At 52.2% G+C, this 24,954-nt stretch carries 28 protein-coding genes and 1 tRNA gene; 5 read left to right on the top strand and 24 right to left on the bottom strand.

What is annotated here, in order from left to right; translation table 11 throughout:
- Positions 1–47 precede the first annotated feature (47 nt).
- The 6 genes from ndk to CPA45_RS04100 all read right to left on the bottom strand — a co-directional run bounded on the left by ndk (position 48) and on the right by CPA45_RS04100 (position 4,553).
- On the bottom strand, positions 48–473 hold the full coding sequence (gene ndk, locus CPA45_RS04075; RefSeq protein WP_078088632.1) for a nucleoside-diphosphate kinase: 426 nt from the start codon (positions 471–473) through the stop codon (positions 48–50).
- A gap of 164 nt (positions 474–637) precedes the next feature.
- Complete coding sequence (locus tag CPA45_RS04080) at positions 638–964, bottom strand: HesB/IscA family protein (protein WP_096650363.1); 327 nt, start codon at positions 962–964, stop codon at positions 638–640.
- A gap of 54 nt (positions 965–1,018) precedes the next feature.
- The gene (locus CPA45_RS04085; protein WP_096650364.1) at positions 1,019–2,191 is read right to left on the bottom strand and encodes an aminotransferase class V-fold PLP-dependent enzyme; all 1,173 of its coding nucleotides are present in this window, start codon (positions 2,189–2,191) and stop codon (positions 1,019–1,021) included.
- 25 nt (positions 2,192–2,216) lie between these two features.
- On the bottom strand, positions 2,217–2,684 hold the full coding sequence (iscR, locus tag CPA45_RS04090; protein WP_096650365.1) for a Fe-S cluster assembly transcriptional regulator IscR: 468 nt from the start codon (positions 2,682–2,684) through the stop codon (positions 2,217–2,219).
- Between the two features lie 77 nt (positions 2,685–2,761).
- Positions 2,762–3,643, bottom strand: a complete 882-nt coding sequence (cysE, locus tag CPA45_RS04095; RefSeq protein ID WP_096650366.1) for a serine O-acetyltransferase — start codon at positions 3,641–3,643, stop codon at positions 2,762–2,764.
- Between the two features lie 166 nt (positions 3,644–3,809).
- The gene (locus tag CPA45_RS04100; protein ID WP_096650367.1) at positions 3,810–4,553 is read right to left on the bottom strand and encodes an RNA methyltransferase; all 744 of its coding nucleotides are present in this window, start codon (positions 4,551–4,553) and stop codon (positions 3,810–3,812) included.
- Between the two features lie 145 nt (positions 4,554–4,698).
- Between CPA45_RS04100 and CPA45_RS04105 the strand changes: the two genes are divergently transcribed.
- Entirely contained in the window at positions 4,699–5,493 is a 795-nt protein-coding gene (locus CPA45_RS04105; protein ID WP_096650368.1) for an inositol monophosphatase family protein, read from the top strand.
- A gap of 191 nt (positions 5,494–5,684) precedes the next feature.
- Here the strand turns inward: CPA45_RS04105 and secF are convergent, their stop codons facing one another.
- The 5 genes from secF to queA form a co-directional block, all read right to left on the bottom strand.
- Entirely contained in the window at positions 5,685–6,611 is a 927-nt protein-coding gene (secF, locus tag CPA45_RS04110; protein ID WP_096650369.1) for a protein translocase subunit SecF, read from the bottom strand.
- 50 nt (positions 6,612–6,661) lie between these two features.
- Positions 6,662–8,515 (bottom strand): protein translocase subunit SecD, encoded by a 1,854-nt coding sequence (secD, locus tag CPA45_RS04115; RefSeq protein WP_096650370.1) that lies wholly within the window; start codon positions 8,513–8,515, stop codon positions 6,662–6,664.
- 135 nt (positions 8,516–8,650) lie between these two features.
- Positions 8,651–8,977, bottom strand: coding sequence for a preprotein translocase subunit YajC (gene yajC / locus CPA45_RS04120; protein WP_078088623.1), 327 nt, complete (start codon positions 8,975–8,977; stop codon positions 8,651–8,653).
- 70 nt (positions 8,978–9,047) lie between these two features.
- Positions 9,048–10,166, bottom strand: a complete 1,119-nt coding sequence (gene tgt / locus CPA45_RS04125; protein WP_078088622.1) for a tRNA guanosine(34) transglycosylase Tgt — start codon at positions 10,164–10,166, stop codon at positions 9,048–9,050.
- A 65-nt stretch (positions 10,167–10,231) separates the two neighbouring features.
- Positions 10,232–11,263 (bottom strand): tRNA preQ1(34) S-adenosylmethionine ribosyltransferase-isomerase QueA, encoded by a 1,032-nt coding sequence (queA, locus tag CPA45_RS04130; RefSeq protein ID WP_096650371.1) that lies wholly within the window; start codon positions 11,261–11,263, stop codon positions 10,232–10,234.
- A gap of 114 nt (positions 11,264–11,377) precedes the next feature.
- Here queA and CPA45_RS04135 point away from each other — a divergent pair.
- Positions 11,378–11,464 (top strand) — tRNA-Leu (locus CPA45_RS04135).
- 73 nt (positions 11,465–11,537) lie between these two features.
- Here CPA45_RS04135 and CPA45_RS04140 read toward each other — a convergent pair.
- The 11 genes from CPA45_RS04140 to CPA45_RS04195 form a co-directional block, all read right to left on the bottom strand.
- On the bottom strand, positions 11,538–12,527 hold the full coding sequence (locus CPA45_RS04140) for a phage integrase (protein ID WP_096650372.1): 990 nt from the start codon (positions 12,525–12,527) through the stop codon (positions 11,538–11,540).
- Positions 12,527–13,819 (bottom strand): hypothetical protein, encoded by a 1,293-nt coding sequence (locus tag CPA45_RS04145; RefSeq protein WP_096650373.1) that lies wholly within the window; start codon positions 13,817–13,819, stop codon positions 12,527–12,529. Before CPA45_RS04145 ends, CPA45_RS04140 begins: the two co-directional genes overlap by 1 nt.
- Before the next feature lie 68 nt (positions 13,820–13,887).
- Positions 13,888–15,339, bottom strand: coding sequence for a secretin N-terminal domain-containing protein (locus CPA45_RS04150; protein ID WP_096650374.1), 1,452 nt, complete (start codon positions 15,337–15,339; stop codon positions 13,888–13,890).
- Positions 15,320–16,372 (bottom strand): zonular occludens toxin domain-containing protein, encoded by a 1,053-nt coding sequence (locus CPA45_RS04155; protein WP_096650375.1) that lies wholly within the window; start codon positions 16,370–16,372, stop codon positions 15,320–15,322. Before CPA45_RS04155 ends, CPA45_RS04150 begins: the two co-directional genes overlap by 20 nt.
- Positions 16,372–16,722 (bottom strand): DUF5455 family protein, encoded by a 351-nt coding sequence (locus tag CPA45_RS04160; RefSeq protein ID WP_078088616.1) that lies wholly within the window; start codon positions 16,720–16,722, stop codon positions 16,372–16,374. The genes CPA45_RS04155 and CPA45_RS04160 overlap by 1 nt, the downstream gene beginning before the upstream one ends.
- Positions 16,723–18,276, bottom strand: coding sequence for a hypothetical protein (locus CPA45_RS22605; protein ID WP_106408409.1), 1,554 nt, complete (start codon positions 18,274–18,276; stop codon positions 16,723–16,725).
- 59 nt (positions 18,277–18,335) lie between these two features.
- Positions 18,336–18,584: a major coat protein gene (locus CPA45_RS04180; protein ID WP_165771503.1), complete on the bottom strand. Its 249-nt coding sequence runs from the start codon at positions 18,582–18,584 to the stop codon at positions 18,336–18,338.
- 109 nt (positions 18,585–18,693) lie between these two features.
- Positions 18,694–18,792 (bottom strand): tail virion protein G7P-2, encoded by a 99-nt coding sequence (locus CPA45_RS23245; protein WP_226341399.1) that lies wholly within the window; start codon positions 18,790–18,792, stop codon positions 18,694–18,696.
- 11 nt (positions 18,793–18,803) lie between these two features.
- The gene (locus CPA45_RS04185) at positions 18,804–19,130 is read right to left on the bottom strand and encodes a hypothetical protein (RefSeq protein WP_096650379.1); all 327 of its coding nucleotides are present in this window, start codon (positions 19,128–19,130) and stop codon (positions 18,804–18,806) included.
- Between the two features lie 385 nt (positions 19,131–19,515).
- Positions 19,516–20,202 (bottom strand): hypothetical protein, encoded by a 687-nt coding sequence (locus tag CPA45_RS04190; RefSeq protein WP_096650380.1) that lies wholly within the window; start codon positions 20,200–20,202, stop codon positions 19,516–19,518.
- Entirely contained in the window at positions 20,202–20,411 is a 210-nt protein-coding gene (locus CPA45_RS04195; protein ID WP_244287522.1) for a helix-turn-helix domain-containing protein, read from the bottom strand. Before CPA45_RS04195 ends, CPA45_RS04190 begins: the two co-directional genes overlap by 1 nt.
- Before the next feature lie 129 nt (positions 20,412–20,540).
- Between CPA45_RS04195 and CPA45_RS04200 the strand changes: the two genes are divergently transcribed.
- Together CPA45_RS04200 and CPA45_RS04205 are read left to right on the top strand one after the other, a co-directional pair.
- Positions 20,541–20,825: a transcriptional regulator gene (locus CPA45_RS04200; RefSeq protein WP_096650382.1), complete on the top strand. Its 285-nt coding sequence runs from the start codon at positions 20,541–20,543 to the stop codon at positions 20,823–20,825.
- A gap of 61 nt (positions 20,826–20,886) precedes the next feature.
- Positions 20,887–21,897, top strand: coding sequence for a hypothetical protein (locus CPA45_RS04205; protein WP_096650383.1), 1,011 nt, complete (start codon positions 20,887–20,889; stop codon positions 21,895–21,897).
- Here the strand turns inward: CPA45_RS04205 and CPA45_RS23250 are convergent.
- Positions 21,894–22,382: a DUF4124 domain-containing protein gene (locus CPA45_RS23250; RefSeq protein ID WP_096650384.1), complete on the bottom strand. Its 489-nt coding sequence runs from the start codon at positions 22,380–22,382 to the stop codon at positions 21,894–21,896. The two genes, CPA45_RS04205 and CPA45_RS23250, sit on opposite strands and share 4 nt — an antisense overlap.
- A 474-nt stretch (positions 22,383–22,856) precedes the next feature.
- On the bottom strand, positions 22,857–23,840 hold the full coding sequence (locus CPA45_RS04215) for an MBL fold metallo-hydrolase (RefSeq protein ID WP_096650385.1): 984 nt from the start codon (positions 23,838–23,840) through the stop codon (positions 22,857–22,859).
- 106 nt (positions 23,841–23,946) lie between these two features.
- Here CPA45_RS04215 and CPA45_RS04220 point away from each other — a divergent pair, with 106 nt between their 5' ends.
- Positions 23,947–24,888: a LysR family transcriptional regulator gene (locus tag CPA45_RS04220; protein ID WP_165771504.1), complete on the top strand. Its 942-nt coding sequence runs from the start codon at positions 23,947–23,949 to the stop codon at positions 24,886–24,888.
- Positions 24,889–24,954: the final 66 nt, after the last annotated feature.

Consider the following 24,954-nt stretch of genomic DNA (forward strand, 5'->3'; position numbering starts at 1 on the left):
CCGCGAAAATGGCCGGCAACGGATGTTGAAACGGCGGCGCGAGCTGCTTAGCGCGGGCAGATTTCGTCGTTACCGAAGAAGTAGCTAATTTCACGCTCAGCGCTTTCCGGAGAGTCAGAGCCATGGACAGCATTAGCGTCGATTGTTTCAGCAAAGTCAGCGCGGATAGTACCCGGGGCGGCTTCTTTAGGGTTCGTTGCACCCATCAGTTCGCGATTTTTAGCGATAGCGCCTTCGCCTTCCAGTACTTGAACAACGACCGGACCAGAGGTCATGAAACCGACCAAGTCTTTGAAGAAGGGACGCTCTTTGTGCTCAGCGTAGAAACCGCCCGCTTTCTCTTCAGAGAGGTGCGCCATTTTAGCGGCAACGACTTTCAAGCCAGCTTTTTCAAAACGAGCAATGATGTCACCAATAGCATTTTTAGCAACGGCGTCAGGCTTGATGATCGAAAGAGTGCGTTCAGTTGCCATGTGGCGTTCTCCTTAATTGAGATAAGCAAAATTGCCGCCCCGGAAAGCCGAGGCGGCGCAGGAAAGTGATTTTCGGCACATGTTCCAAAGTGGCCTGGGTGCCGAGTGGCCGCGATTATAGCGTTTCCCGTTGGGGATGAATACCGGTGATATTACTGAAGAGCCTAAACAGTAAAGCTTTCACCGCAGCCGCACTGATCTTTTACATTAGGGTTGTTGAAGCGGAAAAAACGGTTTAGCCCTTCGCTTACGTAGTCCACCTCGCTACCGTCTAACATTTCTAGGGCATCGGGGGCGACATAAACACTGGCACCGTGGGCTTCGAAGCGAATATCATCGCTGTGTTCCTCATCAGCGAAATCCAGTACATAGCTATAGCCTGAGCAGCCACTTGGCTTAACTGATACCCGTAGGCCGAGTCCTTGGCCGCGTTCGGCCAGTGCGCGGTGTATCTGTTCAGCTGCAGCAGGCGTAATGTTGAGTGTTGCCATGGAGCATTCTCCTTATAGAAGTCGTTGAGAGTGCGTCAGGAGAGCATCAACTGCTTAACGTGTGGCACGTAAGCCGCTCACCGCGTGGCGCAGCAGAGTTAGGGCGTGATCAATATCGCTACCTTGGGTAAAACGCCCGAAGCTAAAGCGTAGCGATGAAAGCGCTAGGCTGCGTGGCGTACCAATGCCCAGCAGTACATAAGAAGGGTCGACGCTGGCTGAATTGCAGGCAGATCCTGTCGATACAGCGACATCGCGTAGCGCCATCAATAACGCCTCGCCATCAACCCCTTCAAACGCTAAATTCAAAATGTTGGGTACCACGTGCTCAGTTGGGGAGTTGGCGATAATGCCGTCAACGCCCTTAAGCCCGCTTAAAAATTGTTCGCGTAGCTTGGCAATGTGCGTTTGGTCGTCCTGATGCTGTTGTTGCATTAACGCGAAGGCTTCCCCCATCCCGGCAATTTGATGGGTGGGGAGGGTGCCGGAGCGCATGCCGCGCTCGTGACCGCCGCCATGAATCAATGCTTCAACCCGAATAGCTGGGTGGCGTTTCACGTATAACGCGCCAATACCTTTGGGGCCATAGGTTTTGTGGCCAGAAAGCGACACCAAATCAATCTGCTGTGCCACTACGTCAAGGGGGATTCGGCCTACGGCTTGAGCTGCATCGGTATGAAACGCAGCACCGAATTCGTGAGCAACCTCCGCAAGCGCTGCGATATCGTTAATACTGCCCAATTCGTTATTTACCGCCATCAGCGATACAAGAGCAGTGTCATCGCGCATGGCTTGGCGGAGCTGCTCTGGAGTTGTTCGGCCGTCCCGCCCTGGCGTTAGCCATGTTACTTCAAAACCTTCGCTTTCTAAGGCTTTGGCGGTATCGACAATTGCCTTGTGCTCAATCGTTGAGGTCACCAGATGCATGCCACGTTCGCGGTTGGCGCGCATAAAGCCGATTAACGCTAAGTTGTTGGCCTCGGTTGCTCCGCTGGTCCAGACAATTTCGCGTGGGTCGGCACCGATAGTATCAGCCACTTGGCGGCGTGCCTGCTCGACTACTTGTTCAGCCTGCCAACCGAGCATGTGGCTACGTGAGGCAGGGTTAGCAAATAATTGGTCAACCGTCAGGTAACGCTGCATTACGTCAGCCGCACGGGCATCTACTGGCGTCGTGGCAGCATAATCTAAGTAAATTGGCAGCGAAGGTGAGGTTGTTGTGGTCATGGGTACCCGTGTGCGGTGTAAGCCTTCAAGGGGATGAGGCAAGAATGCCTGCCTCAGCGCGATGTTTTTGCCGTAAGGCGATACGTATAACATCGGGGCGCTGCATCAATTGGGCAAGGGTGATGTCGTCAAGAAAATTGCGAATTTGCCCGGAAAGTTCGCACCACAAGAAGTGGGTTAAGCAGGTGTCGCCCTGCTGACAGTCAGATAACCCCTGGCAGCGTGTTGCATCAACAGTTTCGTTTACCGCGTCAATCACTTGTGAAACGCTGATATCTTCGGCAGGTGTGGCTAGCAGGTAACCACCACCAGGGCCGCGTACGCTGGTGACAAGCCCTGCGCGTCGCAAGCGAGCGAATAGTTGCTCAAGGTAAGAGAGTGAAATCTCTTGGCGTTGTGAAATATCGCCTAAGCTGGTGGGGCCATGCTGGACGTTGAGGGCCAGGTCGAGCATGGCAGTAACAGCGTAACGGCCTTTTGTAGTCAAGCGCATGGCAGGAACCTCGACGCTGAGCCATCAGCGTGCTCATGGCAAATGTGTTGCCATTATGGAAATCCTGAGTGCTTTGGTCAACTATTACGCGTGGTCGACGTATCGGTAGTTGAGTTGGCTGCGGCATCTTGGGATTGAGGAGCATGTTGCTGTTTGCCCAGTCCTGGGCAGCCGGTATCATTTTCATCGAGAATATCAGCAAAATCCTCATCCCGAAGGGCGGGCAGTTGGCCGTCTCGATAGCTTGCATCCAATTTACGAAGCGTGGAGCACATACGCTCTATGCGCTCGTCAACGGCGTGCATGTGGTCAAGCATCGCTTGCATAGAGCGCGCCATTGGGTCGGGCATGTCCTGGCTAACACCGTAGGCGTCAAACCCAAACTTCTGGCAAATGGCTTCTCGGCGGGCGGGATCCACATCGAGTGCTTCCTCTACATCTGGATCGATGCGCTTAACGATTTTACCTGGAATGCCGACCACTGTTGCACCTGGCGGCACCTCTTTAGTGACAACGGCATTTGAGCCAATTTTGGCGCCAGCGCCCACCGTAAAGGGGCCGAGAATTTTGGCGCCAGCGCCCACAATTACACCATCTTCCAGTGTTGGGTGGCGTTTGCCTTTATTCCAGCTGGTGCCACCTAGAGTAACCCCTTGGTACAGCGTCACGTTATCGCCCACCAGTGCTGTTTCACCGATCACCACGCCCATGCCGTGGTCGATGAAGAAACGCCGGCCAATAGTTGCACCAGGATGGATTTCAATACCCGTTAGCCAGCGGGAAAATGTTGAGAGCGTGCGTGCTAGCCATTTGAGGTTTTTCTTCCATAGCCAGTGGCCGCAGCGATGCAGCAGTAAAGCATGCAGGCCGGGGTAGTTGGTTAACACTTCCAAAAAATTACGTGCCGCAGGATCGCGGTCGAATACGCTATTAATGTCTTCACGCAGGCGTTGAAACATGGGTGATCCTTGGGCGTTTAAGGGCGGCGGCATCGCATGGTCGAGTTAGCAACAGTAGTTAGCAACAGTAGGAAGCGTAATAAAATAACGTTAGCAGTGAGGCGATGTTGGGGCACTCAGCCGCGACTTCAAGTTTAGGTTATTTTGGTTGCTTAGGTGTTCATCGCTAAGGCTGTTTGGGCCCCGCTGATTTTTCTGTTGCTGAAAGAATGCCACGCAAAATATTCATTTCCATTTTTTCTGGGCGAGCACGCAGGTATAAGCGGCGAAGCCTTGCCATTAGCTGGCGTGGCTGTGCTGGGTCGTGAAACTCAATGGCGATGAGAGCACGCTCTAAATGCTCGAAGTAGCGCTCTAACTCCGAGTGAGTAGCTAGCTCGTCCTCCCCCTCAGTTGTCGGCTCTAGTTGCTGTTGGCTTAACCATGCCATACGGCATTCGTACGCTAACACTTGCACTGCCGCGGCCAAGTTGAGCGAGCTGAAATCGGCATTGGTAGGAATGTGTACATGGGCATGGCAGCGCTGTAGCTCTGCGTTGGTTAAGCCGCTGTCTTCGCGGCCAAATACCAGCGCGACACGCGCACTTTCATGTTGGCATTCACTAGGCAGGCGCTCGGCCAGATCTCTAGGTGAAATCATCGGCCAGGGCAGCGTCCGTGAGCGCGCACTGGCGCCTACCGCTAAAGTGCAGTCAACAACAGCATCCTCTAGCGTTGGATAAACCACTGCTTGATGAAGCAGGTGATCAGCGCCAGAGGCGCGGGAGATGCTGTCTTGGGTGATCACATCGCAGCGAGGGGCTACTAGGGCTAAATCGGCCAAGCCCATATTGTGCATCGCGCGGGCGACGCCGCCAATGTTGCCGGGATGGCTAGTGCCGATAAGTACAATACGGATGCGCTCAAGCATAATAGGCTCGGTAATCAAATGCGGAAACCGCGCAGTTTAGCATGAGTCGATGGCATGCCCGAGGGGGCTCTGCTAGAATTGCGCGCCAAAGGCAGTCCTTGAGCTGTCTCACGTTCTTTAACATCACTGTGACAAGGCCCCGATCATGAATCCGATGGTCCAATTTACGTTGCGCGCAGCGCGCAGCGCTGTTGAACACTTTTTACGCGTTCGTGAGCGTATTGAAAATGCTCATGAAGAATTTAATCTCGATCGTCTGCTTGAAGATACGGCACGCAAGGCTGAGGCGACTATTGTTCAACAGTTGGAGCGTGGCTACCCCCATCATGGCTATACCGGCCGCTACACGCCGTATAAAGCTGGTGAGGGCGAAGGCGCGGATACCGTTTGGAAGATTGAACCAATGCATGGCTACTCAAATTTAGCAGTAGCAGGCAAGGGCTTTGCTCTCTCAGTGGTGTGTCTTGTGAAAGGTCGTCCCGAACATGCGGTGCTTCTCTCTCCGTTTGGTGATGATGAATATATTGCCAGCCGTGGCCGTGGTGCGCAGCATAACGACAAGCGTATGCGTGTTAGCAAGCCAACGGCGATTACGGGTACACGGATGGCGATGAGCCTGCCGGAAGCGTGGCTGCGACCAAGCAATTTGCCCGCTTACCTTACCATTGCTCAGCAGCTTGCTCCTCAGGTCGAAACCTTGCTGGCTACCGGTAGTGGTCTGCTTGATATGTGTGAGTTGGCATGTGGCCGCGTAGATAGTGTTTTTGTATTGGGCCTTGAAGAGCAGGACATGCAGGTGGGTACACTGCTTCTTAAAGAAGCGGGGGCGCTAATGGGTACACCCGATGGTAAGCCTACGGTAAATGCCGAAGGGCAGCTGATGGCCGCAGGCCCGCGCCTTTATAAAGCACTGATTAAGCAACTGGCGCCGCACTTCTAAGCAAACAGTGTGTGGTGAGTCTGCGTTTGTTGCCTAGGCGCTGGGGCTGTATCAGGTGCTGAATTTGTTCAGGCGTTGGGTCTGCCCAGGTTCTAGGTCTACCTCGACGCTTTAACTACTTAGCCAGGCATTAAAAAAGCCCTGCTGGTTTTTTCCAGCAGGGCTTTTTGTTGCGTATCAGAAGCGCTGAGTTAAGGCAGCTCTTCTTCCTCTTCGTCGACCTCTTTTTTGGTGGGGATCAAATCTTCCCGCGAGAGCTTAAGCGGAATTAATAGCGCCCCGGAAATGTAAATTGAAGAGAAGGTGCCCACTACAACGCCGATTAACAACGCAATCGCGAAGTTCTCAATCATGTCGCCCCCCAGCAATAACAGGGCGAGCAGCACTAACATAGTGGTACCCGACGTTGCGAGGGTACGCGAGAGTGTGGCGTTGATTGCTTCGTTAAAGATCTGCGGCATATCATCAATTCGCGACGTACGGATTGTTTCACGGATCCGGTCATATACCACAATCGTATCATTCAGCGAGTAACCAATTACCGCCAGAATGGCTGCAAGTACCGTGAGGTTGAAGTCGAGCTGAAACAGCGCAAACACACCCACCACGATAATAACGTCATGTAACAGAGCGAAAAGCGCACCGATTGCAAATTTGTACTGGAAGCGAAAGGCCACGTAGAGCATTACGATACCAAGGGCAACCATCATGCCTAGCCCGCTCTGGTCGCGCAGCTGTTCGCCAACCTGTGCGCCGACAAACTCTGCACGTACTAGCGTAACGCTGTCACCTTCGGCGCGCAGCAGGTTGACTACCTCGTTGCCCACTTCGGGGTCGAAGGCCTGCTGTAAACGTATTAGCACTTCGGTGGAAGCGCCAAAGGTTTGCACCGAAACATCCTGGAAGCCGCTGCTTTCCAGTAACTGGCGAATAGCGTCAAGGGACGGTGCCACGCTATAGCGCACCTCAACTAGCGTACCGCCAGTAAAGTCGAGCCCTAGATTGAGCTGCTGAAACAGAATGGCGCCAATCGACACTATAAGCATCGCGGCTGAGACAACGAACGCAAGGTTGCGTCGTCCCATAAAGTCTATCCGCAGGTGTGATAGGGGTTTCATTACCACCTCTTAAATTCTGAGCAAAGCACGTGTGTCAGATCCCGGTTTTTTCAGATCCACAGCTTTTTGACGGGTTTGCTGCCATAGGTCAGGTTAACCATGGCTCGGGTCACCAGTAGGGCGGTGAACATCGACGTCAAAATGCCGATGGAGAGCGTAACGGCAAAGCCTTTGACCGGGCCGGTGCCAATAGAGAACAGAATCACGGCTACCAGCAGCGTGGTGATATTGGCATCCACGATGGAGGTGAAAGCACGCTCGTAGCCCGCATGTATGGCTTGCTGTATTGACAGGCCATTGCGCAACTCTTCGCGTATGCGCTCGAATATCAACACGTTGGCATCCACCGCCATGCCTAGCGTTAGCACAATGCCTGCAATACCTGGCAGTGTAAGTGTTGCCCCTAACATCGACATAACGGCAATCAGTAGGGTCAGGTTGAGCGCCAGGGCGATGTTGGCAAATATGCCGAACACTTTGTAGCGCACGAGCATAAATATCACTACGAGTAGCAGGCCGATCTGAACCGAGAGTAAGCCGCGTTCGATGTTTTCAGCACCTAGGCTTGGGCCAATGGTGCGTTCTTGTACAAAGTAAATAGGCGCTGCCAAGGAGCCAGAGCGTAGCAGTAGCGCAAGCTCAGCGGCTTCTGTGGGTGAGTCTAGCCCGGTAATACGGAAGCTGTTGCCCAGCGCGCTCTGAATGGTGGCAAGGCTAATTAGGCCACGCTCAACGTAAGGCTCACGAATAACAGTTTCAGCGCCGGTTTCCGGGTCGATTTCAACACGGTCTTCACTTTTATGCTCAATAAACAGTACCGCCATATTGCGACCAATATTGGTGCGCGTAGCACGGTTCATCAAGGTACCACCGGTGCCATCCAAGTTAATGTTAACCTGGGGGCGACCGTTTTCATCGAAGCTATGGCTGGCACTTGAAACGCTGTCGCCAGTAATGATGACATCACGCATCAATTCCGCCGTGCGAGAAGGATCATTACGGAATGTGTGCTGTTCGGTCTCCATGTCAGGCGTGTCGTTACGGGCTTCCAGGCGGAATTCCAGGTTGGCCGTAGCGCCGACGATACGTTTGGCCGCGACGGTGTCTTGGATGCCGGGCAGCTCAACGACAATCTGGCTGGGGCCTTGGCGTTGTACCATCGGCTCGGCAACGCCTAACTCATCTACCCGGTTGCGCAGCGTGGTTAAGTTTTGGTTAACCGCATAGTCCTGTATTTCATTGACCGTTTGGTCGCTAAGCGACATCACTAGTCGTGAGGTACGGCCATCGCCTTCGCTGCTGTAGTCAAAGTCGGGGAAGTCACGGCTGATTAGGCGGCGCGCTGTATCACGGTCTTCGGCGCTGGCAAAGTCAATGGATAGCGAGCGCTCGGCCACTTCAGTATTGCGGTAGCGAATACGTTCGCCGCGCAGTAGTTCACGCATGGCGCTAGCGTTGACTTCTAACCGCTGGGTAAGAGCGGCGTCCATATCCACTTCAAGCAAGAAGTGGACGCCACCACGCAAATCTAAGCCCAGTGTCATGGGCGATGCGGAAAAGGCTTGTAGCCAGCTCGGCGTTGCTTCTGCGAGATTGAGCGCAACACTGGCCTGGTTGCCCAGTACATCTGTGGCAATGTCCCGCGCATTTAACTGATCATCGTTGTTTTGCAGACGAATTAGCCACTGGCCATTTTCCTGCTCAATAGCTTTGATCTCGATGCCGTTTTCGTTAAGCGCTTCTTCGACACGTGTTAATTGACGCTCATCCAGCGCATCGCCCTGGGCGTTGCTGACTTGGATAGCGGGATCTGCGGGAAATAAGTTGGGAAGCGAGTAGATAAGGCCAACCACCAGGATGACCAGTATCAGCAGATACTTCCACAGGGGGTAACGGTTGAGCATGCAAGCCCTGCCTTCAATTACATACGGAAGTGCTGCACACGGCTGGGCCGTGTGCAGCAACGTTCACCATCGTAGCTACCATGTCACCCCTGCCGGGGTGGCTGGCACTGATTCGGCAGGGGCGGAGGTGGGGCGTTAGATGGACTTAATAGTGCCCTTTGGCAGAACGGCAGCAACGGCATTCTTCTGCACGTTTACTTCGTTGCCTTCTGAAACTTCCAGGGTTAGAAACTCATCGCTAACTTTAGTAATGCGGCCAACCAGACCGCCGCCGATAACGACTTCATCGCCTTTGGCTAAGCTAGTCACCAGCTGTTTGTGCTGCTTGGCACGTTTTGCCTGGGGGCGCCACAGTAGGAAGTAGAAAATCAGCACGAAGCCGACCAGCATGACGATTTGCGCAATGCCACCGCCAGCAGCGGCTTCTTGGGCATGGGCTGGTGAGATGAAGAAATCCAGCATTACAGAGAACTCCTGAGTTAGAAAACTAATGGGTTAACAGGTTAAGCCGCCCGCCAGTAGCGAGCGACGATTAATTCGCTAGGGGTGGCACTGGCAGGCCACGCTGGGCGTAGAAGCCTTCCACAAAGGTCGTCAATGTACCCGCTTCGATTGCTGCGCGCAAATCAGCCATTACCCGCTGGTAGTAGCGTAAGTTATGGATGGTATTGAGCATAGAGCCAAGCATCTCATTACAGCGGTCAAGATGGTGTAAGTAACCGCGTGAGAAATTCTTACAGGTATAGCAGTCGCACTCCTCATCCAGCGGGCGTGTATCAAAGCGGTGTTTGGCGTTACGTATCTTGACGGTACCTTCTGAGGTAAAGAGGTGCCCGTTGCGCGCATTGCGGGTCGGCATAACACAATCAAACATATCGACGCCGCGGCGTACGCCTTCCACCAGGTCTTCCGGCTTGCCAACACCCATTAGATAGCGAGGCGTTTCATCGGGCATCCAGGTGGGTAGATAATCAAGTACCTTAATCATCTCTTCTTTGGGTTCACCGACGGAGAGACCACCAATTGCTAGACCATCGAAGCCGATCTCCAACAGCCCTTTTAGCGAGCGTTCACGAAGCTCTGGATGCATTCCGCCCTGAATAATGCCAAACAGTGCAGAAGGCGAATCTCCATGAGCATCGCGGGAGCGCTTAGCCCAGCGTAGCGACAGCTCCATGGATTTTTCGGCTTCTTCAAAAGTCGCCGGATAGGGAGTGCACTCGTCAAAAATCATTACCACATCAGAGCCGAGCGAGCGCTGAACAGCCATGGACTCTTCCGGTCCCATAAACACTTTGCTGCCATCTACTGGCGAGCGGAAGTGCACGCCCTGCTCAGTGATTTTGCGCATCTCGCCCAGGGAGAATACTTGAAAGCCGCCGGAATCGGTCAGAATGGGCTTGTCCCACTGGGCGAAGTCATGCAGATCGCCATGGGCTTCGATAACATCGGTGCCAGGACGCAGCCAAAGGTGAAATGTATTGCCAAGGATGATTTCCGCGCCAATCTCTTTAATCGAATCGGGGGTCATACCTTTTACTGTGCCGTAGGTACCCACTGGCATAAATGCCGGTGTTTCCACTGTGCCTCGGGGGAAATGCAAGCGGCCCCGGCGAGCACGACCATCCTCAGCTAGGCGCTCAAAGCGCATAAAACATTCGTTTCGCATCTAAAACAACTCTTGATAATCGGTTAAGGCGCTAAGCGTGTATTAAGTTAGCGGGTCAACAGCATGGCGTCGCCGTAGCTAAAGAAGGCGTAACGTTCTTCTACTGCTGCGCGGTAGGCCTGCATCATATGGTCATAGCCAGCAAACGCTGACACTAGCATCAGCAGCGTAGATTCCGGCAAGTGGAAATTGGTGATCAGCGCATCAACGCAGTGCCACTCATACCCAGGATAGATAAAAATATCGGTATCACCGCTGTAAGGTGCAATCTGGCCGTCAGTACTTTTCATACAGGCGCTCTCTAGGCAGCGAACGCTAGTCGTGCCTACAGCAATAACCCGCTTGCCTGCTGCTTGGGTGTCGCGAACCTTTTTGCAGGCAGTGGCCGTAATTTCAACCCACTCGCTGTGCATATGGTGTTCTAGGATGTTATCTACCCGCACCGGTTGAAACGTACCCGCGCCCACGTGCAGGGTCACAAATGCACTATTAATACCTTTTGCGGCCAGTGCGTCTAGCAGTGGCTGATCAAAATGCAGGCCTGCAGTAGGCGCCGCCACCGCGCCGTCGCGCCGGGCATATACCGTTTGGTAACGGTCACGGTCACTCAGCTCATCTTCACGGGTGATGTAAGGCGGCAGGGGCATGTGACCGTGTTTTTCAAGCAGCGCAATCATTGGCGTGTCGCCTAAAAAGCGCAGCTCAAACAGTGCATCGCGGCGGCCTTCAACAACAGCATGAATATCGCCTTCAAAGATTAGCTCGGTGCCTGGCTTAGGTGACTTGCTGGAGCGAATATGGGCAAGCCCACGATGACTATCCAGTGGGCGCTCCAGCAGCATTTCCACTTTTCCGCCACTGGCTTTATGGCCATGCAGGCGGGCGGGTATTACTCGAGTATCGTTAAACACCAGCAGGTCGCCGGGTTCGAGTAGCTCGAGTAAATCTGCAAAGCGGCGATGTTCAAGCGCGCCGTTTTGGCCATCCACACACAGCAAACGGCAGTCGCTACGCTGCTCGGAAGGGTAGCGGGCAATTAGCTCATCAGGTAGCTCGAAATGGAAATCCGCACGCTGCATGGACATAGCTCTTTTTCAGTGATCGAACAGGCGGCATAGAATAGCGCTTTAGTTGGATAAAGTCAGTCAATGTGATTGACCTGCAAGGTTATCTCCGTATAATACGCCTCCATTGCCGGTGTGGCGGAATTGGTAGACGCAGCGGATTCAAAATCCGCCGCCTTTACGGGTGTGCCAGTTCGAGTCTGGCCACCGGCACCAAACAAATCAAGGGCTTAGCGTACATCGCTAGGCCCTTTTTGGTTTCTGGTATTCGAGAAGTGTCAACAAAGTGTCAGCAGAGCTTAGGCGCGTACTTGATGGCGTCGGCTAAGTGATCAGCTGATAGGTGTGCGTAACGCATTGTCATTGCTATGGTTTGATGGCCTAAAATCTTTTGAAGTGTGAGCACATCACCACCGTTCATCATGAAGTGGCTGGCGAAGGTGTGACGGAGAACGTGCGTTCTCTGGCCTATGGGAAGCTGTATCCCTGCCTCGATCACCGCAGCGGAAAACGCTTTGTAAGCGTCAGTGCGGAAAACCCTTCCGATCCTAGGCCCGTGCTGGGTGATCGCTTTATAAAGCTCTTCGCTTAGCGGTATGGTGCGATTGCGACCGTTTTTCGTGCCCGTGAACGTGACACGACCATTCCTTAACATTTCCGCTCTTAGGTATTGGGCTTCGCTCCAACGAGCACCCGTGGCTAGGCAGAGGCGTGTGATTAACTCAACGTCTGGGTTGTTGGCTTTTTCGAGTACGTTGAAAAGTTGCCGTAATTCTTCATCGGTTAGGTAGGCAAGCTCTTTTTCATCCAGGCGCAACGGCTGCATTTTTGCGAAGGGGTTGGCTCTGTTCCATTCCCCCAGCCGTATGAGTTGATTAAACACAGCGCGTAAGTGGGCGTGATCATGGTTTGCTGTGTTGGGTGTGATGCCCGCTTCAAGGCGTTTTTGGCGCAGCTCTGAGGCGTCAATCGGGGTGATCGTGGCTGCTGTCGGGTTACCCATGATATCGGCCAAGTTATTGAGCTGTGAGTATCGACGCTTACCGTCTTTAAGCGACTGACCGTGGTAATCAAACCAGACTTTAATCAGGTCTTTTAAGGTACGACGATCCCTTTTAGGCGTGGTGTAACTTTCACCGGTGGCAGCCTTAGCCAGTATTTTGCCTGCAAAGCGCTTAGCTTCCGCCTGGGTGGGGAGTATTTTACGGACACGTTTTCCGTATCTACCTTCCGGCATGATGTCTACTTTCCAGCCGGTTTTGACTTTCTTAATGCTCATTACGCTGCTTTCCCTACCAATCTTCGTTCTATCAATTTCTGCTCTACGATCTGCCTGAATTGCCCGGAGTCTACCCCTCGACGGCGGTAGTATTCTGCAAGGTCTTCCCACATGCCGGAGCGTTGGAGGTAGCGAACGGCTTCATGTGTACGGAAGCCTTGTCGGGCGTAAATGCTGATGAGGTTGCCGAAGGCCAGGGTGACGTTTTTCTCATTACCTAAGCCAGGTGTTTTACGAGCGCGCTTGTACATGAAGCCAGGTTCATGGCAGTAGAAACGGGCATCTTCCTGCATGACTTGCCACGCGGGATCTATAAGATTGCGACGGGTATCCAGGCGATAGGATTGCATTGCGGTTCGCCAGAGGCCGGAGAGGTGAGGTACTACGTCAATGAAGCGGTTGAAGCCATGGGAGGCATCTAACACCTCGCCGGTATCGACATTGCAGGGTATGCCTTGAGCATATTCACGAAGTACAGACTGATGAAAACGTAATTCGATACGCCACACGGTTGCTTCTGGGTTGTAGGTGGCGTTTAGGTTGTCATCGACGGCGTTTTGCCAGATACCTTCCCAGAAGTGCATTTTGTCGCGATGCTTGGCTTCTAGTGTTTTGTTGTAGATGCAGCATTGTAGCGCCCCAGCAGTACCGAACATGTAGGTTTCACCGCGGCCATAGGTGGTGGCAATGGTGCTGTGCGAGAACTCCAGTTCGTCTATGCCATCAATGCGCATGATCTTTTTAGAGCGAGTCACAAAGCGTTGCATAAAGTCGCTAGGTGGCTCCCAGCCTTGTACGTCTAACGCTAGGTGGATGGCACAGCCAATAGGTTCAACATGGGCGAGCATGTGAGCCGCGATGTTGTACATGAAGTCTTGGCACTCTTGGGGGCTGCGCTCCTGGATGAAGTGTGGGGAGAGCTCAATTTTCAGGTGAGTGCCAATGTTCTCTACTTTGACGTGCCTCGCTTGGAAGAAGACGATAACGCCCAGTTCATTGTTCTGGAGTCGATAGCGGAAGCCGGAACCGGCTGCGCCGGCACCTACTGCCCAATCCACATCAAAGAGACGCATAGTGGCGCCTTTGCCTTCGTTGTAAACGTTAATGATTTCATCAAATTGGCGAAGGCACGGTTTGCCTTGGTAAAGCTGGCGAACAGTATCTACTCCAGCATTTAGAAGATGAATCTTGTGCATTTCACGCTGCCCAGCTGAGCTAATCAGCAGCTTGCCAAACTGATCTTCTTCCCCTCGCTGTAACGATGCTAACGAATAACGATTCCAACGTTCCATGGCCAATTTCCTATAAATTTCTAAATGTCACAATGTGCTGTAGTGAGCCAATTTCTCAATTGGGCTTATTACTCTGCGAGACGTGTTACAGGGATGGTCTCTACCTGCTGCCGCCAGCCCGTCACCCCGTGCTGCGCAGGTAGTAACGGGCTGGCGGCAGCCATTGCTTGATGCATTTGGTGGGCGTCATAACGGGGTAATACCGTTGCCTGGAGCAGAACATGGAGGTTGGTGCGCTGGGTGGAGGTGGATTCGTTTTGGAACAAGCGACCAGCAACCGGAAGACTAGAGAGGCCAGGAACGCCGGAGACCTGGGAACGGTCGTCCTGTGATGAGAGGCCGCCTAATAGCAGGGTTTGGCCGGAGCGGATTTGTACGGTGGTGTTGATTTGCCGCTGGTTGGTGATGATGTCGGAGGCTAACAGGGAATCTGTGAGCGAGTCGGCGGAGGTGGTGATATCCATAATGACCAAACCGGATGCAGTGACCACCGGCAGCACGTTTAAACGTATGCCTACATCACGGCGTTCGATGGTTTGAAAGGGGCTGTTAACGTTGGCTGATTCACCGGTAACGCGACCCGTCACAAACGGGACATTCTGACCGATGGAAATGGTGCCACGCTTACCGGAGAGGGTGAGTATTTGTGGTGTGGATAACACGTTGGAACGGGAGTCACGCTGTAAGGCATTAATCGCCAAGGCGAGTACGTTGCCGTCGAAGATCCCAAAGGTGCCACCGGATGAGGCGAGCGAGGTGCCTAAGTTACCGGTGTTGAAGCCGCCTGCAATGCGGGAACCGGTCGCACGACCGAGGGCGACGCCGAGATCAAACGTATCACCATCTGAGGTTTCAAAGATGACCGCCTGGATGAGTAGCTGGGGATGGGCAACATCCACTTGGGGGATGAGCTGTTGGAGCTGCTCAAGCTGCTTTTCTGGCCCCTTGGCCAGAATGGCATTGGAGGCGTGAAGTACCTGAACACGAGGTGGAGTAACACCGTCTTGCGCGTTCTGGGTCAAAAAGCTAGTGACCAGTGGAGCAATGTCGTCGGCGCGCACGTTGTCAAACGAGAACAGGTGCGTTGCCTGGGGGACGTATGGTGGCGTGAGCGTCAGTACCTTCGTGGGATCGTGTAGCCCTGCCGACTGAGAAAAAACACCTGGTGTTGGTGGTAGGGAAAAAACGCCTGGTGTTTTTGTATCGGCGGCGCGTGGCCGTTGTTGGTTGGCAAGGGCCACGGTGGGTGGGTTGCCGGGCAGGATGGTGTAGCCATGAGAACTCAACACGCCCTGGAAGAACTCATCCAGCTGGTGATCGGGCACGTTCGGCGCGTAAACGGTGAGCGTGCCAGTGACCGCAGGGTGAATGGCCAATGGAGTAACGGATTGCTCCACATACCAGCGCACGAAGTCCCGAATGTCAGTGTCTTGCATATGAATCGGGGTGGCATGGGCGCCGCTCAGGGTAGCGGTGGCGAGAGCGAGAACGGCAGCGGTTTTAGCAGCGAATTTCTTCATGAGTAACTCCATTTTCTACGCGAACAAGGCAGGCGCTCATGGGGACGATGGCAAACCCTTGGCTGCTGAGATCGTCGGTAGTGAGTGTCTTGCGGTCGCTATCAATGAGGCGATAAAGAGTGTGGTCACCAAGCTGGCTAAAGCTGGCGATGCGGGTAGTGCTGAAGTCGGGAAGTTCGAGGGGGGCTGTGGAGGGCGTGCGAGCATTAACACGGTCGGCGACGAGTACCGATACCGTGAGGAAAACACCCAGCCCAAACGAGGCCAGGGAGAGAAAAGGGCGATTGAAGCGCTTCCAGTAAATACGGGTCATCTTCATGTAGAACCTCGCGTCATGGGGTACGCGGTGCATGCCGTGGGTGTACCAGGGCGGCAGCACGGAATAAGTGCCATGGGGGTAATGGTCAGAGAAGGCTTGCTTGGTGTCGTACGCGGGGTAGAGGTGGCGGCCGGTGTAGGTCCAGCGTTCCACGGTGAGGCTCTGGGGGGAGTCGCCATATTTGACGATGCCAAGATGCACTTTTGGCATAGGCATCTTGGCGCCAACAATCAGGGAGTAAATGGTGCCGATAAAAGGGATGGCGACCCTATCCAGGCGACGGCAGTAAACAACATGTTCCGCCAGAGCAACGCGGGCTTGCTTATCCATGATGGATAAGTCTTGAATCAGAAAGATAATATCCCAGCCCAATTTACGGGCATGTAAAAACCAATTGATAACGTCCTGACGGCTTTTGTCGGCCCAGGATCGGGCGTTAAACCAAGTACCGCATTCATCTAGCACCAATAAGCCGTTCTTGTTCTCGTCGTACTCATCGGTACCGGTGCCGATTGCCTCCAGGTCAGCCAGGACGGGTTTATCAGGAAGGCGGTAGCAGCGGGTTGCTTTGGCTTTCTCACCAATCAGTTTATCCAGATTTACATCCAGATTGGTGGCGACCTTACAGCCCTGGTTGAGCTTATCCTTGATCTTACCCACGGCCACCAAGGTTTTACCGGCCCCCAGTTTGCCGGTAACGACATAGACAGCCATTAGAGAACGGGCCTCCCTTGCTCCCAGTCGATCAACTGACGTTTCTGCTGGAAGACCCAGACCGCGACCTTGCTGCTGTAAATAGCAGCCATGCAGGCTTCAAAGTTATCCGGTTTGATAGCACCAATCCCCTGGGCGAGATCACCAGGGAGAGAGGCGCTAATACCGTTAACAATGCTAACGAAGGTCACAGCAAGCCCGACCAGGAGCGAGATATACAGCGTCGTCCAGATCAGAATGCCCGCGAGGCGGTTAGTAAAACGGGAAGCAATACGGGTAATAAACCACTCAATGATGCGAGTGAAAAAGCCAATCAACGCACCCATGCCGAGCATTGCAGGTAAGGCCATTTATGCAGTCCTCTGACCAGAGCGGAAGAAGGTGTCCACGATGCTCACGACCGTCCAGAAGTAAACAATCCAAGAGAGCCAAAGCTTGACGGTGTTGGATGCCTGACAAGAAATTTGCATAGGGCCTAACTGCAACGGGGTGCAGCTACGGGAAGGCAGAGAGGGCAGTCGAGAGGTCACTTGTTCAGCAATGCCGGAGCTTGAGCCGTCGCCGATCTCATCCATCAGCGTGTTAACGTCGTCGTTGTAGAGCGCTTGCTGCTCGGCCAACCCGTCAAGGGTTTCATCCATGTCCGTGGTGTTAAAGAGGTCGTTACCGTCGCCAACCTCCTCGGTGAAGCGGCTAACCAGGTTGTTCACCATGCCATCGGCAATGTTTTGGATGCAGCCAAGAATGCCCTTGTCATTTGTCGCGGCGGTGTGGCCATCATCGGTGTGGCGATCATCGGGATAGCAAGTACCCAGGCCAAGCGCACTGGTAAGCGATGAGCCTAACTCACTAAAGATGCCTTGTAGTTCGCCGGTCTGTTCGCCGATGGCATTGCCAATGGCCTCGATAACGCCATCAGTTTGGCCTGAAATAGCGCCGGTGACGTCGTTAGAAACAGCATCAAGCCCCCGCTGATTGGATGTACCAGAAGAGCGGATGGCTTCGATAATGCCGGAATCATCAAAGTCGAAATCTGGCACGGTAGAGCCGCCACCGGAAGAACCACCGCCGCCAGAAGAACCACCACCACCGGAAGAACCGCCGCCGCCAGAAGAACCACCGCCACCGGAAGAACCACCGTCATCAGCGTCGCCACCGCCTGGGTTAGTCGGATCGGGAGGTGTGCTATCGGTATTAGGGTTGGTAATCGTATTGCCGTTGTGATCGACGTAGCTGAACCATTCCGGTGCAGAATTCCAGTCCACAAGATACGACGTGTCACCGATCGTAAGGCAGCCAGATGCAGAGCAACCACCTGGTAGTGCAGTTAAATACTCAGGAACATCAAATGTTTGTTCTTTAGGCTCAAAATTAGAGTCTTGAATACTGACATTAGGATCAAATTCAAACTTACCGTACTTACCCGTTGATTCAGCCTTCCATTCAGAGGCAGAACAACTTTCAGTGTTTGTGACAGAATCAGTAAAACAAGCAGTAACACCCGTCGCACGAACAGTACAAGCACCACCAGTAGCAGAATAACCACCAAGGCTATTACTGGAGACAGTGCGAACGCCAGAGCCACCATGCGCTGCCTGACACTGCCTATCCGTCATAATGTCATAAATATCTAACGGGCTTCCAATCAGGTGCTGAATATGAGCAGCAGAGTAAGCATTTAAATTGATAGAGCAGCGGTGACCTCTAACTGGTTTGAAAGGAGGGTTAACGAAACGAATTGTTATAACTAAGCGGTTTGAGGATGTATTGACATATGATTCAACACTTTTAATTATTAAGTGTGGTCGTTCACGGACAAAAGCGCAGATGGCAAACGCATCATCCATACCGAACACCATTAAAAAAGGCACAGCAAGCGTGGTTAAAATGGCTTTTTTAATCATGTTCCCCTCGCGATATAAAAAGGGGCGTTTCCGCCCCTTGTATCCCTTGCTTAGTGATATTAAGAAGCGCGGTTAGCAAATTTCTTAAATAGCTTGATGCCGATTAAAGAAGCGGTGATCGCCGCCACCACAGGCCATGCTTGACCGGCCATATCTGCTCCGGTGGACTGGATTTCGCTAAAGGCAGCGGATGCATCAGCCTGGGCGTTACCGATCATGCCAACGGACACAGCAGCGCCTGCGGCTACTTTGGCAGATGTGGACCCAACGGCATTTTTTGCGTTTTGAAAGAGTGCTTTCATGGTCATGTGACTGACTCCATAAATTTCTTCGTGATAACCAAAATGTGACCGAATGCCCAACCAATGGCATACGAGGTAAAGAGGGAGCCAACCACAAACGTAATGCTGGGATCGTTCATCGTTGGCCCCCATTTATTGCGCCAAGTCCGAAGCAGAGAACGAGGCCGACGCAATAAACCAGGAGCCATAGACCGGAGAGTTCAGACGTGTCCATGGCTCAGAATCCTATTTTTTGTCGCTGCTGGTGGCCGCTGCTGGCTGGGCGCTACCAGTGGCGTTGGGTTTGCGGACGGCGAGAACGTGCAAGGTGGCTTTGCCACCAGAAGAGCGAAATTCAATATCTAGCTCCATGTTGCAAGGCATGTGCACCGCATGGGCGTGGAGCTGGTCGAGAATTTCATAAGGTGCAGACATGGTGCTGACCTGATAACCAATTTGGTTTTCGTTATCCGTGGCAGAGGGCTGCATGATGGTGATTTTTGCGCCCTTAACGCCGTTATCCATGCTGTAGCGAGAGGCACCAATAACGTGGGCGTGAATAGTGTTGATCATGGTCGTGTTTCCTTTTCGTTAGCGTTGGGTTCTGGCGGCCTGGGTTAGGCAGTAGTCCGCGAGAATGGCTAGCTCAGTGGTTTCAGGTGTAATGCCATCGACGACTAAGAGGCGGTATTCAGCCTCGGCGTAGTACGTCGCGGCGCGTGCATAATCCCTGCCGTGGAGGCACCGCAGGCCCCGCTCCCTCAAAGCTCGGGAATCGAGGCAGGGGGAGTCCCCTGCCCGCCCTCCGTGGCCCTTCTGTCGCGTCGCACGGCAGCCAACACCGTCCAGCCTGTCAACCCCTGCTCTAACCCCCGACCAGGGGTTGACAGGCTGGCCGTTGCTGGCTAAGGGCACCGTGCGACCGAAGGGCGACGGATGACGGGCAGGGGACACAGGATCAAGCCTCGTTGCCGTGGGGAGCGGGGGAGGCGTCACCAGCAGGAACATTCAGCGGGGCTTTTTCGCCGCGTTCCAGCTGGGTAAGACCGTACTGAATCAGGTGTTCCCCCAGGGCGGAGGGGGTCAGGCCGTTGGTGCCTGCCTGGATCAAGTAGCGGCTGTGAATCTCTTGGTCGAGAAAGACCCGAATGGGCTGTTTTTTACTCATGTGCATAACTCCGAAAGGGCTAAAGGCCGTTGTGGATAACGGGCGACGCGTTAGCCGTGGGGGTGTGGATAAAGGCGCGGGTACCACAATGACCGAACGACGAGGGGAGGCATCGGCAGGTGCGGGGTCGCGAGGATCGGCCAGGGGTAGGCCGTAGTGCTTGGCGAGGTAGGCCTGGGCGTGCTGGTAGTGCTTGAAAACGATGCTGTAACGGCGACCTTCGTCAATGTTGGCCATACGGGTGATGGTGGCGTCATCAAGGTCTAGTGCCAGCATGTGAGCCGCAGGGACGTTGATGAAGCTGAAACCACCCTCTTCAAAATCTTTGGAAATGTGATGGTGAAGCAACACCATGCCAGGAGCGCGCTGGTCGTCCATCAAGAGTTCTTGAACGTGGATAGCGAAGGTATCGGTGTCCATGAGCGTATTGGGGGCTTCTAGGGTCACAACGGGAGCTTGGGGGGCAATAGAAGTCATCACTGCCAGTCCTCCGATTGAAGGCACTCAGCAGTAAAGAGTGCGACGTTAACGAGGCGACGACGACCCACTTTGATAAGCGGGAGATTCCCCTGGTTAAGCTGGCCCCGCACGGTGTCGGGGGAAAGGCCAGTTAGCTCGGAGAAACGCTCTATCGTCATAACGGGCACCTGGGGTGCGGGGACGTGGGGCGTGTTGCTCGTTTCCATGCTGTACCTGCTCGCTGTGGCATGTTGTGGTAGGCTGCAATCAGCACCAAAAAAACAAGAGATTGGTGTGAATAGCGATGTACTTAAAATAGAGTACACTCATATCTAAGGTTACTCAGAGTTGAGTATATGTCAAGCGAACTTGCCTATAAAATTCGTCAAATTCGTGAGGTGGAAACTTCAGGAAGAGGAGAGTTTTCGCAACTTATTGGAATTGCTAAGAAAACATTAGAAGGTATTGAACAGACAGGAAGGGTGCCAAAAGGTGACCTTTTAGAAGCTGTATGCAAGAAGTGGCCTAAATACACACTTTGGTTAATGACAGGGCAGGTAGATGAAGTGTGCGGACAAGTAAGCCCTGATATAGAGAGGGCGCGCCGCGAGTTGAAGCAAACAGGGACGGGTACCAACTAGCGCAAAGGGTTGTGGATAGTTGGTATTCAGGGGGAAGGCATTGTGGATAAAAAGGTAAATTATGAGTGATTTTAGTACTGAGCGTTATTTAACAATAGCTGTTAATAAGTTAAATGAATATGCCTCAAATGAAGATGACCAAGCCCGTATAAAATTTATATCTTATTTTTTTGATAAAATTAAAGTAAATTGTCATGAGATAAATATCAATGATAGCCTTGAATGTTGGATTGATATAGTCGAGTTTTTTTTTGGGAATGTTGGCGCATTACGGAAAGATGACTTTATAGTAAATTGCACAAGTTTTATATATGTAGTGAATAAAGAGTTAATGATTATTGGAAAAGGAGTCGAAAAAAACAAAGGATTTGATTATGAGTATAGAAATTTTATTGAAGAAATAAATAATGACAAAGATGTTTTTGAAAGAGTTGTTGAGTTAAATAAAAAATATAATGACTTGTATAAATATAAGCTGCTGGAGGAAAGAGCTAAATCTGTATATTTAAAAGAGTTAGATAAAAGATTTGATGAGTCCTTAGGGAAGATGGAAGATAGAGTGGTTAATGTAGAAGAGAGTGCTAATAGTAGCAGTGAAAAGCTTGAGTTGATAAAAAATGATTTAGGTTTTACATCTCTTTTTTCAGGTTTCCATAATTACTCCGAAAAGATTGAGAAAAATCTTTATTGGACTGGTAAGGAAGTTTTATTATATAAAATTGTTTTGTTGGCTTTGCCGCTGTTAGCGGGAATATACGCTATTAGTGGAGGAGAAGAATATAGAGTATATGGAAGTTTTTTTGTACTCGCTCTGGGTGTAGGTTTATTGTTAAGAATGGCAGCCCGTAAAAACGATCAATTTGAACAGACTTTAAGTCAAATAAATTTAAAAACTTCTATCGCTGTTTTTCATGAGGAACAGATGAGAAAGATTAAAGATAGTGAAAGGCAGCATGCTAATGAGAAATTCATAGAATTTATTTATTCTGACATTAAAACTAGCGAATGGCACTATCCAGATTTGACAAGCGGTCTAGCTGAGCTTATCAAAGCTGTTAAAAGTAAGAATTAGTTTCCTGAATAACTAGAAACCTCACCATTACAGATCCTCACCGAATGCCGACCGCGCTGAAAGCGGTTGGTGCCATTCCAGTAAAGGTTACGGCAGACGTTACCATCATAAGTATGGGTGGAAATGCTGGAGGGGGTTCCCAGTATGCTAATAGCCTGCCGTTCAGTCATGCCAGGTATAACCACCCCGCGATTACGTGCCTTTACTTCAGCGTTACGCCGATCAATAGTGGATTGGTAGCGGCTAGGTGTATTTGCCCTCTGTTGTGGGCGCTGAGGAGTAGTAGGTTGTGTAATTGGAGGCTGTGAGTGTATCTGAGGAAAGGGAACGATGTTCAGGTTGTTGGTATTTACCCGTTCAGAAGGAACGCCTTCACATGGGGAATCTTGAAAGGTGGTTGTGCCATTTAAGACACACCGGAAAATCTCAGCGTGGGCAGAGAGGGGCAGAAATGTCAGAAGAACAATAAAGATGTTTTTTTTCATTATCCATGCTTTCTAAGCAAATATTAGCCAATAAAGATTAACAAGAAAACTTCGGATTTAAAGCGTTAGGGGAGCAATTTTTTGAAGATGCGCGATTCTGCATAGTCGTCGGTGATGTGACAGCAAAGTGTCCATCGAGGTATGCCAATGCAGATTAAAACAGGCTGTTGAGAAGGCGGCGAAGCCAGAAAATACGCCTAGTATGTCGTAACATGCTGAAAAGAAAAGGCTTCAAAATCCGCCGCCTTTACGGGTGTGCCAGTTCGAGTCTGGCCACCGGCACCAAATTGCAAAAGGGCTTAACGTTTATCGTTAAGCCCTTTTTTGTGCCTGTCTTCTCCAGGCGGTTAGTGCTGCATGCCCGTAGATAGCTGCGTTTAGATATGGCACCGCTTCCCAGTGCTGTGCAACCCTTGGTCGAGCATGTGGGCATTACTGCGTGTGATATTTGCAGGTCGAGGTTGGGGAGGGTGGTCAGACATCGGCGCGATAATTTATGGCTACCCAGTCAAACATGGTGCTGTCTTCGACCACGTACCCGATACCAGGGAATGCGATATGGCAACCCGCCACCATGTACTTCTCTGCTACAGCTTCGGCAAAGGCTGCTTCGCGAGTGATAACCGCCTGGTCCGGGTCAACGTCAAAGGCAATCGCCACGCCAGGATCGTCAAACTGCACGACATCGCCATGGGTGATATCGCCCCAATAGACAAATTTTTCACCGTTGCTTTCAAACCATAATGCACTATGGCCGGGAGTGTGGCCTGGGCGGTGGGTTGAGTTAATCATCCCAGGAATGGCTGGCGCATTTGTGTCGTAGGTGCTGAGCATATCGCTATCGAGATAAGGCTTTGTTGACGAGACAGCCTGATCAAAGAATTGCTTGGCGTCGTCAGGGGCCTGTTCACGATTTTCAGCACTAAACCAATATTCTGCATCCAGTTTCGGCACATGCACCATTGCGTTGGCAAACACCTTTTGGCCGTTTAGGACAAGCCCACCGACATGGTCGGGATGAATGTGGGTAATCACCACATCATCAATCTGGTCGGGATGGTAGCCTGATGCGATGATGTTGCTTGTCAGTTTGCCCAAGTCTGGCCCCATCAGGTCACTGGTGCCAGCATCCAGAAGAATAAGCCGGTCGCCGAAATTCAGTAGATAGGCATTGACCGACAAATGGGTTGGCGTGCCTTGAAATGCATTGGCAAGTGCCGTGCGGGCTTGTTCGGGCGTGATATTCAGGTAAAGGTCGGCAATCGGAAACAGACCAGTACCATCCGAAAGCGCGGTGACTTCGACATTCCCCACCATCAGGCGGTAATAGCCAGGCGCCTGCGTGCCCACCAGCGGTGCTTTGGCTACTGCATGCAATGGAATGAACACAGTGCTGGCCGCCGCTCCGATGGCAACGGCAGCAAGCGAGCCTTTAAGCATATCTCTGCGTGAAATCATCAAAACACTCCCCCTCAATTTAAATAGCCGATATTTAACCGGCGGCTTGTAACGCGGTGAAGAAAAGGTATATTTCCATTGGTTAGCAATCAAATCGATGCCAGTCATGGATAATATTGATCATTTCAATTTACGTTCGTTTGACCTCAACCTCATGATCGCGTTTGACGCAATGATGCAAGAGTTGAGTGTAACCAAATCTGCTGAGAAGCTCCGCATTGGCCAGTCGGCAATGAGCCATCATTTATCGACGCTGCGGATGTTATTGCAGGATGACCTGTTCGTCCGTGTCGGGCAAAAAATGCAGCCGACAGCCAAGGCAAGAGCGCTGGCAGGGCCGGTGCGGGCTGCTTTGACCCAGGCGCAAAGTGCGCTGCAGGCAACGGATAGTTTTGAGCCACAAACAGCAGACCGGGTTTTTCGGGTGGGTATTACCGGCGAAATGGAGATGGTTCTGCTGCCTGCATTGATGGATCGACTGCAGTCAACTGCACCGGGAGTCAGGCTACTAAGCCGTGCGGTGTCGGTCGAAACAGTGGAGCTAATGATGGATTCGGGCGAGATTGATTTGGCTATTGGCTGTAAACAGTCACGCCATCTTGGAGAAATGCTGTTCGAATCCAATGTGGTCTGCTGCTTTAATGCCGATCTCTGTCGATTAGCCCCGCCATTGTCACGTAACGACTATCTTGGCGCTCGACATGCGGTTCTATCTCAGACGGGAAATATGGCGGGCTGTGTTGGTGATGCCTTGGCTGGATTGGGAATAGAGCTTGATGTCATCTTGGCAGCCGCTGATTTTATGCCATTGCTTGCCGCAGCACGCAATGCACCGCTTGTGGCGACCGTGCCGAGAAGGATTGCCGAGCAGTATGCACCGCTATTCGGGCTGGCATTTTGTGACATGCCGATTCCTCTCAGTTTCCCGCCAGTAACCATGAATTGGGCGGTATGGGCAGACAAGGATGTTGGGTTAGTTTGGTTGCGAGATCAAATCAGGTTGGTGGTTGATTCTCTCGGAGTTGACTGTCCTCATAGCACGCCATGATCCATTAAAGTTTACTGCGTACAGCCCCATTAGAAAGCGAGGCTAGCTTTGCCCGAATGCATCTTG

This window comes from Vreelandella nigrificans, assembly GCF_002374315.1.
GTDB lineage: Bacteria > Pseudomonadota > Gammaproteobacteria > Pseudomonadales > Halomonadaceae > Vreelandella > Vreelandella nigrificans.